This window comes from Rhizobium sp. 01T417 (assembly GCF_056398905.1).
Genome location: NZ_JBFTQH010000067.1, coordinates 1 through 15,944, shown reverse-complemented (window position 1 = coordinate 15,944; position 15,944 = coordinate 1). Strand labels below are relative to the sequence as shown.

The 15,944-nt window shown below is 59.6% G+C and carries 15 protein-coding genes and 4 pseudogenes; 9 read left to right on the top strand and 10 right to left on the bottom strand.

Features of this window, described 5'->3' with window-relative positions; genetic code table 11:
• Window positions 1–323, bottom strand: a 323-nt coding sequence (locus AC1DPR_RS30635) for a MarR family winged helix-turn-helix transcriptional regulator (RefSeq protein WP_477817880.1), incomplete at its 3' end; no start/stop codon positions are given.
• 200 nt (window positions 324–523) lie between these two features.
• Between AC1DPR_RS30635 and AC1DPR_RS30630 the strand changes: the two genes are divergently transcribed.
• Both AC1DPR_RS30630 and AC1DPR_RS30625 read left to right on the top strand, forming a co-directional pair.
• Window positions 524–1,249, top strand: a complete 726-nt coding sequence (locus AC1DPR_RS30630; RefSeq protein ID WP_477817878.1) for an NAD-dependent epimerase/dehydratase family protein — start codon at window positions 524–526, stop codon at window positions 1,247–1,249.
• Between the two features lie 211 nt (window positions 1,250–1,460).
• Window positions 1,461–2,000 (top strand): isochorismatase family protein, encoded by a 540-nt coding sequence (locus AC1DPR_RS30625; RefSeq protein WP_018858719.1) that lies wholly within the window; start codon window positions 1,461–1,463, stop codon window positions 1,998–2,000.
• Between the two features lie 200 nt (window positions 2,001–2,200).
• On the opposite strand, the gene AC1DPR_RS30620 is transcribed toward AC1DPR_RS30625, so the two are convergent.
• The 6 genes and pseudogenes from AC1DPR_RS30620 to AC1DPR_RS30595 form a co-directional block, all read right to left on the bottom strand.
• Window positions 2,201–2,509, bottom strand: coding sequence for a DUF6519 domain-containing protein (locus tag AC1DPR_RS30620; protein WP_477817879.1), 309 nt, complete (start codon window positions 2,507–2,509; stop codon window positions 2,201–2,203).
• Between the two features lie 89 nt (window positions 2,510–2,598).
• On the bottom strand, window positions 2,599–2,775 hold the full coding sequence (locus AC1DPR_RS30615) for a hypothetical protein (protein WP_477817877.1): 177 nt from the start codon (window positions 2,773–2,775) through the stop codon (window positions 2,599–2,601).
• 22 nt (window positions 2,776–2,797) lie between these two features.
• A pseudogene (locus tag AC1DPR_RS30610) lies at window positions 2,798–2,962 on the bottom strand (NADP-dependent phosphogluconate dehydrogenase); the annotation flags it as partial.
• A gap of 30 nt (window positions 2,963–2,992) precedes the next feature.
• Window positions 2,993–4,024 carry an L-idonate 5-dehydrogenase gene (locus AC1DPR_RS30605; RefSeq protein WP_477817876.1) on the bottom strand — a complete coding sequence of 344 codons (1,032 nt, stop codon included), beginning with the start codon at window positions 4,022–4,024 and terminating at the stop codon, window positions 2,993–2,995.
• A gap of 10 nt (window positions 4,025–4,034) precedes the next feature.
• Window positions 4,035–4,361 (bottom strand): annotated as a pseudogene (locus tag AC1DPR_RS30600) (NAD(P)-dependent oxidoreductase); the annotation flags it as partial.
• Between the two features lie 80 nt (window positions 4,362–4,441).
• On the bottom strand, window positions 4,442–6,130 hold the full coding sequence (locus tag AC1DPR_RS30595) for a SulP family inorganic anion transporter (RefSeq protein ID WP_477817875.1): 1,689 nt from the start codon (window positions 6,128–6,130) through the stop codon (window positions 4,442–4,444).
• Window positions 6,131–6,568: 438 nt separating this feature from the next.
• On the opposite strand from AC1DPR_RS30595, the gene AC1DPR_RS30590 reads away from it, so the two are divergent.
• The 3 genes from AC1DPR_RS30590 (at window position 6,569) to AC1DPR_RS30580 (ending at window position 9,316) form a co-directional block, all read left to right on the top strand.
• Window positions 6,569–7,663 (top strand): AI-2E family transporter, encoded by a 1,095-nt coding sequence (locus AC1DPR_RS30590; protein ID WP_477817874.1) that lies wholly within the window; start codon window positions 6,569–6,571, stop codon window positions 7,661–7,663.
• Window positions 7,664–7,975: 312 nt separating this feature from the next.
• A complete protein-coding gene (locus AC1DPR_RS30585) occupies window positions 7,976–8,140 on the top strand; it encodes a hypothetical protein (RefSeq protein ID WP_018858711.1) in 165 nt (54 codons plus the stop codon).
• Between the two features lie 225 nt (window positions 8,141–8,365).
• On the top strand, window positions 8,366–9,316 hold the full coding sequence (locus AC1DPR_RS30580; protein WP_477817873.1) for a polyphosphate kinase 2 family protein: 951 nt from the start codon (window positions 8,366–8,368) through the stop codon (window positions 9,314–9,316).
• A 52-nt stretch (window positions 9,317–9,368) separates the two neighbouring features.
• Here AC1DPR_RS30580 and AC1DPR_RS30575 read toward each other — a convergent pair whose 3' ends face one another.
• Together AC1DPR_RS30575 and AC1DPR_RS30570 are read right to left on the bottom strand one after the other, a co-directional pair.
• Window positions 9,369–10,853, bottom strand: a complete 1,485-nt coding sequence (locus AC1DPR_RS30575; protein WP_477817872.1) for an alpha-amylase family glycosyl hydrolase — start codon at window positions 10,851–10,853, stop codon at window positions 9,369–9,371.
• A gap of 30 nt (window positions 10,854–10,883) precedes the next feature.
• Window positions 10,884–13,673, bottom strand: coding sequence for an MGH1-like glycoside hydrolase domain-containing protein (locus AC1DPR_RS30570; protein ID WP_477817871.1), 2,790 nt, complete (start codon window positions 13,671–13,673; stop codon window positions 10,884–10,886).
• Between the two features lie 680 nt (window positions 13,674–14,353).
• On the opposite strand from AC1DPR_RS30570, the gene AC1DPR_RS30565 reads away from it, so the two are divergent.
• From AC1DPR_RS30565 to AC1DPR_RS30555, 3 genes and pseudogenes are all read left to right on the top strand, one after another.
• Window positions 14,354–14,554 carry a type II toxin-antitoxin system VapB family antitoxin gene (locus tag AC1DPR_RS30565; RefSeq protein ID WP_062369274.1) on the top strand — a complete coding sequence of 67 codons (201 nt, stop codon included), beginning with the start codon at window positions 14,354–14,356 and terminating at the stop codon, window positions 14,552–14,554.
• Window positions 14,551–14,934 (top strand): type II toxin-antitoxin system VapC family toxin, encoded by a 384-nt coding sequence (locus AC1DPR_RS30560; protein WP_169681688.1) that lies wholly within the window; start codon window positions 14,551–14,553, stop codon window positions 14,932–14,934. The genes AC1DPR_RS30565 and AC1DPR_RS30560 overlap by 4 nt, the downstream gene beginning before the upstream one ends.
• Window positions 14,935–15,133: 199 nt before the next feature.
• Window positions 15,134–15,335: pseudogene (locus AC1DPR_RS30555) on the top strand (adenine nucleotide alpha hydrolase family protein); the annotation flags it as partial.
• Here the strand turns inward: AC1DPR_RS30555 and AC1DPR_RS30550 are convergent.
• Window positions 15,329–15,635, bottom strand: a pseudogene (locus AC1DPR_RS30550) (hypothetical protein); the annotation flags it as partial. The pseudogenes AC1DPR_RS30555 and AC1DPR_RS30550 sit on opposite strands and share 7 nt — an antisense overlap.
• A 44-nt stretch (window positions 15,636–15,679) precedes the next feature.
• Between AC1DPR_RS30550 and AC1DPR_RS30545 the strand changes: the two are divergent.
• A partial coding sequence (locus tag AC1DPR_RS30545; RefSeq protein ID WP_477817870.1) for a type II toxin-antitoxin system Phd/YefM family antitoxin occupies window positions 15,680–15,944 on the top strand: 265 nt, incomplete at its 3' end.

Below are 15,944 nucleotides of genomic sequence, written 5' to 3'. Positions count from 1 at the left end.
CGCCGAATTGTAGCCTCCTCTATCTCATTGAAGCCCGCAACCAACTCCTGTTCGAGGATATGTACCTGTGTACGGCATTCGGCCAATAGGTTCGATCCTTTCTCTGTAAGGCTTATTCGAAGAATGCGCCCGTGCACCGGATGGGGCGATCTGAMAATGAGCGCAGCTCGCTCAAGGTTKGYARTGATCACGCCYACAGTCTGCGGAGTAAGCAAGGCTATCCGGGCYAGGTCTGCACCCGACAGTTCTGGATATGCCTTGATCATGGTCATGACTACAAACTGAGGTGGGGTCACGTTCAGGTGGGCGAGAGCATGATCCATGCGATTTCGATGCCCCCCTGCTGCTTGTCGCAACAGATATCCAAGGTGGCCAGTCTCTCCGCGCTTACCCGCACCTGGCTTCGGCAGGATATTTGTCGAACTTTCTACACGCTTGCTCATGTTATAAGAACTCTTATATGTTAGCATAGTTCTGATAACTTGGGTATCACATCGAGCTTGAGGCTTTAAAGAGGGCAGTGATGATCAAGACGGTTTTTCTCGCGGGAGCCAGTGGAGCTATTGGACGACGCCTCGCTCCACTGTTGGTATCCGACGGTTGGAGGGTTTTTGGGACAACTCGAACGGCGACAAAGGAGGCTTCCCTGCGAGATCTGGGAGTTGAACCGATCGTCGTTGATATTTTTGACAAAGCGGCCGTCATTACAGCGGTTCTGGAAGCCAGGCCGGAAGTTATCATCCATCAGCTAACGGATCTGCCACCTGCACTCGATCAGGCCCGCATGGCTGAAGCTGCACCACGAAATGCGCGAATTCGTGACGAAGGCACTCGTAATCTGGTTGAAGCCGCAAGCAAGGCCGGCGCAACCAGGTTTGTTGCTCAGAGCATCGCCTTTGCCTACGCCGATAAGGCCTTGCCGTACGAGGAAGGAGATGCACTAGCCATCACGGCCGATGGTCGCGCGGGAGTTTCTGCCCGCGGTATAGCAAGTCTTGAAACACAGGTTCTCGGTGCTCCCTTTACCGGTATCGTCCTGCGTTACGGGCGACTCTATGGTCCGGGAACGGGATTCGACAACCCGCCCGGACCTGCTGCTATCCATGTAGATGCTGCTGCTAAAGCCGCCGCGCAAGCGGCGAAGACCGGCGCTTCGGGGATTTACAATGTGGCGGAGGATGATGGCACGGTAACCACTGACAAAGCGCAGCGAGCGCTTGCATGGCAGCCGGCATGGAGAATGAGTTGAGGGTTGTGCCAAGCACCTGGGTGCTCGATGAGGAAGGCTTGGATTTCGTCCAAGGATCGATCCGCCGTGCCTTTTGCCTGGGCACGATGCAGCGTGGGAACGTGCAACCTTTCGGCCGATTACTTCCCCAACTTGGGACTTTCACCGGCTGATGCTCCGTCTTTGGTGGAGACAATTAGTCTGTAATTTAGCGTGAGATATGGAGACGAGAATGCCCTACATGGCTGAGACCGGCATGGAGAAAGCCGCTTTGCTGATCATGCATTATCAAGCGGACGTCTTTTCGATCCTAGCAGATAATATTCCCACAGACTTGCTCGACCGCACCAATTCACTGATTGCGAAATGGCGCGTGAGCGGCAATCCCGTGATTTTTGCAAATTTTGCGATCGACTATGGGTCCCGTCATGAAAACAATATGCTGATCAACAATATAAAAAAGACTGGATTCTTCCGTGACCCAGCGCCGGTCAGTGGGCTGGATATTGTTGATAGCGACTGGCGATACGCTTGTCCGCGCGCGAACGTCTTTCACGATACATCTTTGCACGCCGACTTGCAGGCTCATGGGATCAATACGCTAGTCATGGCGGGCGTAGCGAGCAGCGGCGTCCTGTTTTCTACCGTCGGATGGGCGAGCGATGCAGACTATCGAATGTACATCGTGCAGGATTGCTGTTTTGATCCGGATCCTACTGCCCACGAAGCGCTGTTCCGGACCAGTTTCGCCACGCGGGCGGTAATTCTCTAGTTCGATGCAGGATGCGACCCGCATTCGAGGCAAGGTGCGAAATGGGTCGCCGACGCTGCGTGAGGAAGGCCGAACGGCTGCAAGACCGGACTGCTCAGCGACCGCACCGGCGTCAATCGCTTTTGCGCCACTTCAGCACCTCTGCAGAAGCCAAACGCCTGCCGGGCTGAGCCCTGCTCCGATCAGAAAGACGGAAAATCCTAGGTTTTCGGATCGCAGATCGGCTGATGCACACAGCCGCAGCGGTTTACGATCCAGACAGCCCCTGCCTTACGCACGCCGGCCAGTGCCGCCCTGTGGTGCGTGACGCCAAAGGGACCGACAAGGGCCCGCGTCTCGCCGTCGGGCTCGAACGGCCACTCGACGTCCCCCGTCGCAACGCGGGTCGGAATCAGCCAATAGTCGCCGCTCCTGTAGTAGCCGAGACTTTCAAACCAGACCTGAAGGCCGCGCGCGAGTTCAACCCAGTCGTCGCCGACGCCGCTGAGGGATACCGCGGCGCGTCCGATAATTTTATCTAACTTGACCGATTACGATCTTTTGATACCTGTGACGAAAATAGGCAAAATGAGTGAGGATACCTTCTGACCTTGCCCCCTCATCGAGCAGCGCTGTTTGGCGAAACGGGGGCTGGCCGAGGCGTCGCCAATACGATCATCGAAAAGGACTTCTGGGTCTGCTGGACATTGAAGCGGCTTTCGGACTGCACGAGAACGGTACGGCCACTCTTGTCTTCACCTGACCACGTGCTGGTGTAGGTCTTCGCCGTTGCCACTCTTGTTGCGCCCCGCCGATAGCTAGAACGTCATCGCACCGCTGCCCCACGGGCCGTGGTGGAAGTCCTTGCCGTCGAGGCGGTCGAAACCATACGCGCCGAAGAAGTCACGCTGCGCCTGGATCAGGTTCGCGGGGCCGCGGCCTTGGCGATAGGCGTCGAAATAGGTCAGCGCCGGAACCGGCAGTGCCTCTGCATTTAAAGGCGTTCGAATTTATCAGAACGCGAGTTGGACCTTAATCGACTTCGTGCGGTCGCCGGCAGCTTCGAATGCGCTGACGGCATCCTCGATCGGATAGGTGCCGGTCAAGAGAGGCTTGAGATCGACCCGTCGCTGATTGATGAGATCGACGGCCAGGCCGAACTCCTCATGGAAGCGGAAAGTCCCCTTCATTTCGATTTCCTTGGCAACAACCATGTTCTGTGGGATCGACACGTCCCCACCGAGCCCGAGTTGGACAAGCGCTGAGCGCGGGCGAAGAACCTCGAGGCCGGATCGGACGGCACGCTCGTTACCAGACGCTTCGAACTGAACGTCGAAATATCCCTTGTTGGCGGAATAGGCCGAGAGTTCCTCCGGATTATTGGCAACGTTGATCACGCGGTCGGCCCCGATCTCAAGCGCCTTGCCGAGCACCGTGTCCATTACATCCGTCGCGACAACTTCGCGTGCGCCATGAGCACGCGCGGCGATGATGGCAAGCGCCCCGATCGGGCCACAACCCGTGACGAGAACGCGCTTGCCGATGAGCGGGCCTGCGCGGTTGACAGCGTGGAGCGTCACCGCAAAAGGCTCGGCCATTGCCGCTTCGTTGATCGAGATGCCGGCGGCGACCTTATGGCACTGCCAGGCCTCGGCAACCAGCCGCTGGCGGAATGCGCCCTGGATGTGCGGCATTGGCATGGCGGAACCGTAGAACCGCATGTTGAAGCAATGGTTCTGCTCGCCGCGCAGACAGTATTCGCAGGCGTTGCAGGGTCGGCTTGGCGACACCGCGACCCGATCACCGACAGCAAGGTGAGAAACGCCCGTTCCAAGCGCCTTGACCGTCCCGGCCACTTCATGACCGAGGATCATCGGCTCGCGGACGCGCACGGTGCCGAAGCCGCCATGATTGTAATAGTGCAGGTCGGACCCGCAGATGCCACCAGCCTCTATGGCGATCTCCACCTGACCGGCTCCAACCGTTTCGACCTCACGTTCCTCGACGCGCAAATCCTTGGCCGCGTGAATGACGACTGCTTTCATGATGATTTCCTCACACGACGGGGGTCGGTCGAGACTTGCCGGCGAAATGCGCAGCCAGATTATCGCGCACGAGTTGGCCCATTGCCTTCCTGGTCTCGACCGTACCAGATCCGTGATGCGGCTGCAGCACCACATTGTCGAGCTCGAAAAACCGCGGATCGATGCCAGGCTCGTTGAGAAAGACATCGAGACCAGCGGCCTTGATCGCTCGACGTTGAAGCGCGGCGATGAGCGCATCTTCGTCAACGGTCGAACCACGTGACACGTTGATGAGAATGCCGTCCGGACCCAGCGCCTCGAGCACCTTACCATTGATGATGTTTTTCGTTCCATCACCGCACCGCTCGCGATGACGGAGTAGCCCTCCACCGCCCGCTGGATCTTTACCTGAGCGGCCGCACGCTCGGCCGGTAACCACTACGCCGGCCCAGCCTTCTGCGGCGCCGTACTGTTCATGTCTTTGTACTGTTCTATCGCAACACGTGCATTGAACAAAAGACGGCGGGGGCCAAGTTGCTTGTCCAATCCGGACTTGCGAACTATCTCGAGCACGCCCGGGTTCAATCCCACGAGCCAAACCGTGACACCCTCTCTCACCGCGCGCTCATCATTTTCGATCATCATCTGGAGAGCTGAATATTCGATGTCGGAGACGCGGCTCATGTCGATGGCCAGCACACGAGGCTTGTGCTCCCTGACCAAGGCCCCGATCTGGTCGGTCACGTCCTGCGCATTGATAAAGAAAAGACGACCTTCCGGACGCACGATTAGCAGTCCCTCGAAGGTTTCGTCGTCGGGATGATCGGGAGAGACGGGGCGAAGCACGTCAGCCCCGCGCTTTTTTCCGATCACTGAGACGCGCGGATGCGCCGCCTGGTAAGCGAGGGTAATGAGCGACAGGATGATTGCGACAATGATGCCCTGCAATGTACCGAATGTCAGGACACCGACCGCCGCAACCAATGCCCACCAGAACTCCATCGCTCGGATCCGCCGAATTTGCACAAACTCTGCCGGCTTTATCAGGCCGACAGAGTAGACGATGACGATCGCCGCCAGGACGGCATTCGGCAGGAGTCCGAGGATCGGCGCGAACAACAACATCGTGGCCAAGGCCGCGGCCGCTATGACGAACGAGGCCCTTTGCGAGCGACCGCCTGCCGAGCGAACGACACTCGTCTGGGACGTTCCGCCGCCCGCTGGCATCGCCCCTAAGACGGCGCCCGCGAGATTGGCGGCACCGGTCGCTGTGAGTTCGCGGCTTGGGTCGATGAGCGGGTCCCCGGGAGCTTGAAAGGCGCGACCTGCCGCAATGGTCTCTGTGAAGCTCATCAGCGCGAGCCCCAACGCGGCTGGCAACAGGCTCTGTGCCAAGGTGAAGTCGGGCAAGGCAAGAGACGGTAAGCCCTGAGGGATATGTCCGACCGTCGAGACACCGAGCTGTGAAAGATGGAAGAGCCAAGAGGCGGCAATGGCTCCCGCTACAATGACGAGCGGAGCTGGAGAATGGGGCTTGAGGTTTTCCATCGCCACCAGCAGAACAAGCGTCAGCCCGCCGACGAGAAGTGTCGGCAAATGAATGTCCGGAACATGGAAGATGACGCTTGCGAGATCGAAGAAGAAGGAATGCTTTTGGATATGAATCCCCAGAAGCTTCGGCAGTTGATCCAGCAAAATGACGAAGCCGATTCCAGCCTTGAAGCCGGTTAACACCGGCGATGATATGAAGTTTGCGATAAAGCCGAGGCGCACCAGCCTAGCCACAATCAGCGCTGCACCGACAAGAAGAGTGAGTGTGGCGGTTGCGGCCGCAAGCCTTTGCGGGTCTTCGTCCGGCACGACCAGACCGAGGGCGGCGCCGGTGAGGATGGCGAGCGTTGTTGTCGAGGTAACGCTCAGTACCCGCGACGACCCGAGCAGGCCATATACGATAGCGGGGATTAACGCGGTGTAGAGCCCAACCGCCACAGGCAACCCCGCGACCGTGGCGTAGGCCATCGCCTTGGGCAGCACCACGGTTGCGGCCGTCAGGCCGGCAATGACATCGAAGCGAAGAGCAGTGGAACCTGATGCCGCACTGCTGCTATCTGTCGGATGGGCCTGCATCGGTCTGACCTTTACGGGAACGGCACCCCAAGCCTAGTCTCTGATCAGCGACGCGGTCAATGCCCGAAGAGCGGGGCTTGGGTAGGGCGCCCCGGAGGGGCGGCTGCTATTGCTGGTACGCGTTATAGTTTGCCGATCCTAGCGTAGGTTCGGCCGCTCGCGGCACCAGCGATCGTATCTGGATGCTTCGGAGCAACCTTGGTATAGTGTGGGCCTCCTGAGCCAAGTAGGGTCGCTCTTCTGTGGAAAATCCCGTTGCTGCGGTCTCATCCCGTAACGCGCCTTTGCGAACCCTGATGTCGGCACAGGCAGCGCTGTCGCCGGCGGAATCCTCCCTGGACCGTCGCGAGCTGGTCCAGTGCATCGGCAGGATCCGAGCGGGAGCCGCGACGACGGGTGATCCCATGCCTTCGACGGTTTCTCTGACGGGTGACCAAGATGCCCGATGAGACGACTCCTGCCGGCGGCACCCACCGTCAACTCGGGCTTGGCACAGCCGGCCTGATCGAGCGCAGCATCACTTTGCTGATGGTCGTGGTCCTGCTTGTCGGCGTGCTCGCAATATTGAAGCCCTTCGCCGCCGCCATCCTTTTCGGGGCGACGTTGGCGATTGCCGCCTGGCCCTTGCGGCAATGGATGATCGGCCGGGGTGTCGGGCCTCGCCTGACTGCAGTGCTGCTTCTCCTGCTTTCGCTCCTGGTGATCGTGTTGCCGGCACTGATCATGGCTCCGGTTCTCACCGACGAACTGAAGGCGTTCACGGAGAGCGTCGAGAACTACTTCTCGGCAACACCACAACGTCCCGGCTGGATCGAGAACGTCCCCCTGGTCGGTGGCAAACTTGCTTCTGCATGGGATGGTCTACTAGAAGCGAAGGGTGACGTCGCCACTGCACTTGCACCCCAATCCGAGATTTTGCAGCGGTGGCTAATCACGGCGGCGCGTGCGCTTGGCGACAGCGTCGTCCAGATGATCCTGGCGCTGATCGTGGCAACCATGTTTTGTATCAACGGGAGCAAGCTGGTTGAAGAACTGGATAGCATCGTCGTCCGGCTGGGCGGGGCAACGGCGCATGCCAGCCTTCTTGCAGCCGCAGGCGCGGTTCGCAGCGTCTCCTATGGCGTGATCGGCACAGCTCTCGCGCAGGCAGCGCTACTGGTGCTCGGCCTGGCACTTGCAGGTGTACCTGGTGCGACCACGCTCGGCTTCGTCGGTCTACTGCTCTCCATCAGCCAGATCGGAGCCCCCCTCCTGGTGCTGATCTGGGGTGGTGCGGCGTGGTGGCTGTTCGGGCAGGACCAGGTCGGATGGGGGAGCTTCATGGTCGCATGGGGAATTTTGGTCAGTATGGTCGACAACATTCTTAAACCATGGCTGATCGGTCGCGGCATTCGAATGCCTATGCCTCTGACGATCCTGGGCGTTTTCGGTGGCTTTATCGCCTTTGGTTTCCTTGGTCTGTTTATTGGACCGACGCTGCTTGCTGTCGCTTTCGTCCTGCTGCAGGCATGGCGGACGAGTCCGCCCGGCTAACAACTTGCTTCCAATTGGACCGCGGCAAAGACGAGTTACCGAGGATTGCCGCTTAAACTTCCAGAAGATGTCGTCGGACTTCGTCTCCTTGGAGACAAGCGGAATCGGAGGCGCCGATGCAAGTGCTCTAGACATCAACATGGACGCAGAAACGCGCAAGAGCGCGGCGCCTTGCCCGCATCTGGGACAGCGGTGGGTCAAATGCGTTGGCCGGCGAAATATGATATACCCGTGTATATCACGAGGAGGTGAACCTGCCAGATGTAACTGAAGAGGCGCGGTCGACAACGATGATGGGGGTGAAAAAGGTAAGTGGCTGACGCAACCCAAAACCAATTGGCGCGCTGGCTGCGGGGGTTTCAAGTTCTTCGTCAGTTCCATGATTTTGTTGCAGGGATCGTGCTGACCACCATGCTGGTGCCGGTCGGCATCGCCCATGCCGCAGCGTCGGCGATACCTGGATTTTACGGGCTCTAGGCGACGATTGTCCCTTGTTAGCCTATGCGGTGTTTGGCGTGTCGCCGTCGACCGAGCCGGCTCCATCAGGCGCAGTTCGGGCCGACAGCGAGAGCCGGTGGTTCCTCCGAGCAACGCCGGCTGGCACTCGCAACAGGAAATTGCAGAATGTCCACGCCGCTGCACGAATGCGTGAATGCTGACATACAAGGATGTCGACTTCGGTTGCCAAAATGGGAGCATGTCATGGCAGAGGACAAGATGAAACTGGATGTGGATTTTGACCAGAAGCGTGAGATCCCTGTGGGGGACAGCGGCCGCGTACGCTTTCGTTTCCGCGACATTGCCGTGGAGCCCGGAAAGGCGGTTTCGCTTAAGGATTTCGACCCGGATTTTACCGGCGGCTATGACGACAAGGCCGGGGCGCTCGAAAAAGTGGCGGCAAACGTCGATCGACTGTCTGCGATGCAGGAAGTTCTCTATGCACAGGATAACTACGCCCTGTTGATCATTTTTCAGGCCATGGACGCGGCGGGCAAGGATGGCGCGATCCGCCATGTCATGTCCGGGATCAATCCGCAGGGCTGCCAGGTTACAAGCTTTAAGGCGCCGTCGGCGGAGGATCTAGACTATGGCTATCTTTGGCGCGCATCAAAGGCGCTGCCAGGGCGCGGCATGATCGGCATTTTCAACCGATCCTACTACGAGGATGTTCTGGTCGTCAGGGTTCACCCGGAATTGCTTGAAAAGCAAAAGCTTCCGCCGCGCGCTCGCAAAGGAGATATCTGGCAACGCCGGTTCAAGGAGATAAACAACTTTGAAAAATATCTTCGGCAAAACGGCACAATCGTTTTGAAGTTTTTTCTCAATGTCTCCAAGAAGGAGCAGAAGAATCGCTTCCTGGCGCGGATAGACGAGCCAGAAAAGAATTGGAAGTTTTCACCGGCGGATTATGCAGAGCGAAAATACTGGGACGACTACCAAAAGGCGTTCGAGGATATGCTGGAAAACACCAGCACGGAGTGGGCTCCCTGGTTCGTCATTCCGGCCGACAACAAATGGTTTGCCCGGCTGGCGATTTCGGAGGTGATCTCCGGGGCCTTCGAGAGGATCGATCTGCAGATGCCTGTGGTCAGTGAAGCGCGAAAGAAGGAACTGATGCAGATACGAAGCCAGCTTCTCGACGAAGAGGACTGATGGCGCGGCTCTGTCGCTGGCATGTTGTCCGTCGCCACGCGTGCCTGTCGCCTCAGGGCAGCGCGGTGATTTGAAAAAACACGTGGTAGCCCCAAGGCGGCAGATCGAGATAGAGCCCCCTTGAGACGAGGGCGCTCCCGTCGCGGTCATAGCTGGCGAGACCCATCAGATCCTTGAGCCGCACCGCTCGACCGGCCAGGTCGGAGAACGGGAGCTGGACAAAACACTGGCTCTGGTTTGGAGCATAGTTGACGACGATCATCTGCCGCTGGCCGTCATTCTTCTCCCAGGACCAGGAGATGAAGCAATCCGACGTCCAGTTGCCCTCCCAGGCCGGAACGCAATCGAGCAGACGCCACTGGCCGTCGCGGACGATCGGCTCCCGGAGCACCGCCAGAAGGTCTTCGTAGAACTGCTGGCAGGCCTCACTCACCGGCTCCAGTGGCGCACGGATCAAGTGTGGCGAGATGCGCTTCTTCCGCCCCTCGAACTGACCCTGATGGAAGAACCGCAGCCCAGGCGAAAGGAAGGTCACAATCGCCGCGGCTTGGTGCATCTCGGGCGTGAAGGTCGCAGCGACCCGGGGCTCGTCGTGGTTCTCCAAAAACCGAGCAAGCTTCTGCTGGTAGTCGAGCCCCGCGTACAGATGCTCGCGCACCGGCCGCGCGCGCCCCTCCCGCAAGCGATCGTAAAGCCGCTTGTCGTAGGCGTAGTCGAAGCCCTGCTGCTGCAGTGTCCACTCCATGTCCCAGTACACCTCGGCCATGAAGGTAAACCCCGGGAATTGTTTGCGGACGCGTTGCGTCGCTTGCGGCCAGAACAGCTCGGCGTGGATGTGCCATGTCCGTTCGAATATCTCCGGCAACACCAGCATCGCCATGTCGCAGCGGACCCCGTCGCACTGCTTGGCGATGCGCAACAGCTCGCCGATCATCGCGTGCTGCAAGTTCGGATTGCCGTAGTTGAGCTGTAGCGTGTCGGGCCAGCCGTCGAAATACGGGTCGCGGCCGTAGGCTAGCACCAGCGGCCCTTTCGACGTTCGCACGCGGCAGTAGTTCTGCGGTGCCTTTGCGAAATCGGCGTCGCTGCCGTGGACGAAATATTCGGGATGCTTTTCGACCCACGGGTGATCCGGCGCCATATGATTTGGCACGAAGTCGAGCAGCAGCCGCAGGCCACGCTGCTTGAGCCGTTCGCGCAGGCGCGCCAACGCAGCATCGCCACCCAGACCGGAGTGCACGGTGTAATCGGCTATGGCGAAGCCCGATCCTGCGATGTCTGTCTCGCGCAGGTCGGGCAATGTCTCCTCAAACTGGTGGCGCCAGTCTAGGTTGGTGCGAGATACACTTTGTGCCGCTGGACCGGTCTGCCAGACGCTTAGCAACCAGATCCAGTCGAACCCCATCTCGGCAAGGCGCTCCAGCTCAGTGTCCGGAATGTCATCAAGCGTGGCCGGCCGCCCGAGCCCTTGGGACAGCTCGGTAAGCCAGACGCGCGTGTTGATCTGAAAGAGCGAGGGATAAAATCCCGTGTTCATCTCAGTTCCATCTCCGCAATGGCTGCTCCTCTATGCGCTGCCTCGCGAGGCAGCTCCATACGCCCGTTCCCGGACGAGGCGGTCCACGAGCCGCCGTTTCTCCTTCTCCTTCAGAATGTCGGCGGCGCTGGTACGGCCGAAGAGGTCGAGCAGGCGCGCGATCACGCCCGTCCAACCGGTCTGGTGACTCGCCCCGAGGCCCGCCCCGTTGTCCCCGTTGAAATACTCGTAGAAGAGGATGAGGTCGCGCCAGTGCGGGTCCTCCTGAAACTTCGCGGTCCCTCCATAGACCGGGCGACGGCGGTTCGCGTCTCTCAGGAAAATGCTCGTGAGCCGCTGCTTTATCTCCTGAGCCACCTCGAAGAGCGTCATGCGGCGACCGGAGCCGGTCGGACACTCGACCGTGAAGTCGTCGCCGTAGAAACCGTAGAGATTGAGGAGCCCACGCACGATTAGCGCGTTGACCGGCATCCAGACGGGGCCCCGCCAGTTCGAGTTCCCGCCGAACATCCCCGTGTCCGATTCGGCCGGCAGGTAGGAGACGCGGTGGGTGTCACCCCCGACATGAAGAACGAACGGGTGGTCCTGGTGGTAGCGGGAGAGAGAGCGGATACCGTACGGGCTCAGGAACTCCCTCTCGTCAAGCAGATAGCCGAGCACCCTCTCGAGGCGTTTCCTGGACAGCGGCGAGAGCAGGCGGCGCCCGGCGTAACCGACAAAGCCGTGCTCGGTTGGAGCGACCTGCGCCACGACCTCGGGATGGCGCTCCCTGAAAAGGTTGACGAGTTCGCGAAGCCTTGGATATCGTTCGAAGTCGTCAGGGCCGAAGATTGTGGAGGCACAAAGCGGGATCAGCCCTACCATCGACCGGACCCTGAGACGGGTCGCAGACCCGTCCGGCAGCCGCAGGACGTCGTAAAAGAACCCATCCGTCTCGTCCCACATCTCGTCATTGTGCTCGCCGATGCGGTCCATTGCGTAGGCGATCCACATGAAGTGCTCAATGAACTTGAACGCCGCCTCCTCGTAGACGGGATCGTGGTCGGCGAGTATGAGAGCGATCTCGATCATGCTCTGGCAGTAGAACGCCATCCAAGCGGTGCCGTCGGCCTGTTCGAGCGACCCGCCGGTCGGGAGCGGCGCGCTGCGGTCGAAGACACCGATGTTGTCGAGGCCGAGGAACCCGCCGGCGAAAACGTTGCGGCCGTCAGGGTCCTTGCGGTTCACCCACCAGTTGAAGTTGAGCATGAGACCCTGGAACGAGCGCTCCAGGAAGGCGACATCCTCCCGCCCGAGGGCTTGCTCCGTCCTGTAGAGAAAAAGCGTCGCCCACGCATGCACGGGCGGATTGACGTCGCTGAAGTTCCACTCGTAGGCCGGGATCTGCCCATTCGGATGGACATACAGGCTTCGCAGCATGAGGAGGAGTTGGGCTTTTGCGAAGTCCAGATCGACGAGCGCGAGCGCAAGCGTGTGGAACGCGAGGTCCCATGCGGCGTACCAGGGGTATTCCCACTTGTCGGGCATGGAGATGATATCGCCATTGAACATGTGGAACCACTCGGCGTTGCGCATCCGCCGTCTAGACGTTCCGACGAGAGGATGCGCCTCGTGCTCCTTGAGCCAGGTGTCCACGTCGTAGAAGTAGTACTGCTTCGACCAGAGCATACCCGCAAGCGCCTGGCGGTGGACCCGCCGCTCGTCCTCGTTCAGCGACCCGGGGGTAATGCGCTGGTAGAACTCGTTGGCATCCTTTATGCGGGCGGCCACCGTCGCATCGAAGCTCTTCGCGAACGGCCTCGCCGGCAGCCTTGCTGACAATCGCAACCGGACGATCGAGGCACCGCCCGCCGGCACGTCGAGGATGTAATGCGCCGCGGCCTTCGTACCGGTCTTTTCCGGGTTGATGGCCCCGGTGTCACCAGAAACGACGTATCGGTGGAAGGCGTCCTTGACGAACGGCGTCGGGTTCGGCTGCCCCCAGAGGAGGGAAACATTGCTCTCGTTCTCGGTGAAGAGAAATTCCGGACGTCCGTCGCACGCGAGCGTGTAGTCGCCGACCTCGGGGTGCGAGGCGTGGATGGTCCCACAGGCTTCCCGCAAGAGCGGCTTGGCCCCATTTTTCCCCCACGACCACGTGTTGCGGAACCAGAGCGTCGGCAGCACGTGGAGCCGCGCGGCCTCGGGCCCCCGGTTATGCACCGTCACCTGGATCAGCATGTCCTCCGGGTCTTCCTTGGCATACTCGAGGAAAACGTCGAAGTAGCGGTCGTCGTCGAAGACAGCGGTATCGAGCAGTTCATACTCGAACTCCTCCCTCGACCGGTGCCGGCTGGTCTCGACGAGGTCCCGATAGGGGAACTCCCGCTGGGGGTACTTGTAGAGGTACTTCATGTAGGAGTGCGTCGGAGTCGAGTCGAGGTAGAAGTAGTATTCCTTGACGTCCTCGCCGTGATTTGACTCGCTGTTCGTGAGCCCGAACAAACGCTCTTTCAGGATCGGATCGCGCTCGTTCCAGAGCGCCAGCGCAAAGCAAAGCCGCTGGCCGTCGTCCGAGATGCCGCCGAGGCCATCTTCGCCCCAGCGATAGGCCCGCGAGCGCGCCTGGTCGTGGGTGAAATAGTTCCAGGCGTCGCCCGACTCGCTGTAGTCCTCGCGTACCGTGCCCCACTGCCGCTCGCTCAGATAGGGGCCCCATTTCTTCCAGGCCCCCCCGGCCTCTCTGTCCTCATCGAGGCGACGTTGTTCCGCGACAAGGACGGATCGCGACGGCTGCGCCGGCTCGGCTTGCGCCCTTGCGCCCGATGGACCATTCGGCATAGTTCGGCCCCCTCATTTTCCGTGGTACGCATGCGCGGTGCTCTGGCTCGCGGCATGTGTTGATTGTAGCGGAAATGCTGGGGGTCATGTTGACATTTAGCGGAGAGCTTTCGCCGGCAACGCAAAGAGAAGAATTTCCAATCCTCAGGGCTGTCAACGCTTTCAGCAGGTTGTCGAACTGCTTTCGAAAGGCGTCGGTCGGCTTCCGAGCGCCGATTTTGAAAGCAGACTTTGAGCCTGGCGGGCGCATGATCTGACGCGAGGTGGACGTTCGGTCGCCCTCGGCCGAACGCACGCGTCGCCCCTTTCGGAAGTACGGAACCCATGGTTTCCCGCCCATTATTTCAGCCTTCAAGTGGGAGACATCACCCCGCGACACTCGCAGGCCAGTTCAAGGGACGGGTCGCCGATCGGCTGCGGCCGAAGATTGACCGCATTCTGCAGGTGGGCAGTTGCCACCGACGACGTCGGCACGACGTGAAACGAGCCCGGCGCAATCCGACGCGACCGCTACTTCGCGAACGCACCTCGCACGCGGGTTTCGATCGAGCCTCTTTGCATTCATCGGTCTTGAGCGGAATCGAACTCGCGCCCCCATGGATCAGAACACCACGTCGCTGCTAGGCATAGATTTTAGCACCAAATGGTGCTATATCTCCAACAAGGCGCGGGAGATGGAAATGCGATCTACCATAAATCTTGACGACAACCTCCTGGAGCGAGCCAAATCCCTGACAGGCACGAAGGAAACGGCGGCTCTTGTCCGTTTGGCGCTGGAGACGCTTGTGCGCGTTGAATCTGGCAAGCGGTTGATCGCTCTTGGCGGCTCTATGCCGGACGCCGAGGCTGCCCCTCGCCGCCGGAGCGAAGTGGCCAAGTGATCCTTGTAGATACCTCAATCTGGATCGACCATTTTCGGTATGGAGACGCCGACCTGAAAAAAATCATCGAGGATGACCGTCTGCTCTGCCACCCTTTTGTCGTTGGCGAATTGGCTCTAGGCAGTCTGCGAGAACGAGATGCCGTTATCGCGTTTCTCTCGGCTCAACGGGAAGCCGTGATCGCAACTCATGCAGAGGTAATGACTGTCATTGAGCGCCACTCAATATTCTGTATGGGGATCGGCTACACTGATGCGCACCTGCTGACTTCAACACTCCTTGACCGAAGAACCAGCTTGTGGACGCGAGACAAGCGCCTAGCGGCCGCAGCACAGAAGGTTGGTGCGCCGGTTTTTCTATCCGCGCAAATGCCCAACTAGTATTGAAGCGATGCACTCCCTCAGCATTTTTTACTATTGAGGGAATTGAACCGTTGGCGCATTCTGCGCTTTCTCGTTTCGCCACGTGGTCCAAAGGATAAAAAGGGGAGGTAGCGCGTACCTTTTCCCCAAACGGCGACCGATGCATTCTTCCCAGGCAGCATGATACGAACTCAGCCGGAAGGCGGAGGAACGATACGCAAGCCTTGCCAACAATCTGGCCGAGCCTTGCCGCCCTGATCGTCCAGCTTTCCGGTGCCTACGACACGATCATCGCCGCCGCCACCTCGACCGACAAGAACGTCATGCCGCGCGTGGCAGCCCTGCTCGACGTCGCCCAGGTTTCTGAAATCATCGACGTCGTCTCCTCAGACCCCTTCAAGCGGCCGATCTGCTGGGGGTACTTGTAGAGGTACTTCGTGTAGGAATGTGTAGGAGTCGAGTCCAGGTAGAAGTAGTATTCCTTGACGTCCTCGCCGTGATTTGACTCGCTCTTCGTGAGCCCGAACAAGCGCTCTTTCAGGATCGCGCTTGTTCCAGAGCGCGAGCGCAAAGCAGAGCCGCTGGCCGTCGTYCGAGATGCCGCCAAGGCCATCTTCGCCCCAGCGAYAGGCCCGCGAGCGCGCYTRGTCGTGGRTGAAATAGTTCCAGRMGYCGCCCWGCGGATGTGTCAGCTGGCATTTGAAAGGCTGCTTTTCCATTGACCACTTAATGATCTAYATTCTGGTCAATAGGGAGTAAGTGCATGAAGCTTTCAGAGCGGGTCAAGCCAATCAGTTMTCTCAAGGCGCATGYGCCCGAGWTYATCCGGACGCTAAASGACAATCCGCAGCYRGTCGTCATTACRCTTCACGGAGAGGYGAAAGCCATTCTTCAGGACGTCGGCCAATACGAAGAAACACAAGAGACGCTGGCGCTCCTGAAGGTACTGGCGCTCACCAACCGGCAAGTGGAGGAAGGCAAAGTGCGCCCCGTTGCGGACGCCTTTTCGCGCATCCGCAAGCGTCTAG

Coding starts and splice junctions, on each gene's coding strand:
- AC1DPR_RS30570 (WP_477817871.1), bottom strand. CDS start 13,673: ATGCCGAATGGTCCATCGGGCGCAAGGGCGCAAGCCGAGCCGGCGCAG.
- AC1DPR_RS30605 (WP_477817876.1), bottom strand. CDS start 4,024: ATGAAAGCAGTCGTCATTCACGCGGCCAAGGATTTGCGCGTCGAGGAA.
- AC1DPR_RS30565 (WP_062369274.1), top strand. CDS start 14,354: ATGCGATCTACCATAAATCTTGACGACAACCTCCTGGAGCGAGCCAAA.
- AC1DPR_RS30595 (WP_477817875.1), bottom strand. CDS start 6,130: ATGCAGGCCCATCCGACAGATAGCAGCAGTGCGGCATCAGGTTCCACT.
- AC1DPR_RS30590 (WP_477817874.1), top strand. CDS start 6,569: ATGCCCGATGAGACGACTCCTGCCGGCGGCACCCACCGTCAACTCGGG.
- AC1DPR_RS30625 (WP_018858719.1), top strand. CDS start 1,461: ATGCCCTACATGGCTGAGACCGGCATGGAGAAAGCCGCTTTGCTGATC.
- AC1DPR_RS30575 (WP_477817872.1), bottom strand. CDS start 10,853: ATGAACACGGGATTTTATCCCTCGCTCTTTCAGATCAACACGCGCGTC.
- AC1DPR_RS30580 (WP_477817873.1), top strand. CDS start 8,366: ATGGCAGAGGACAAGATGAAACTGGATGTGGATTTTGACCAGAAGCGT.
- AC1DPR_RS30630 (WP_477817878.1), top strand. CDS start 524: ATGATCAAGACGGTTTTTCTCGCGGGAGCCAGTGGAGCTATTGGACGA.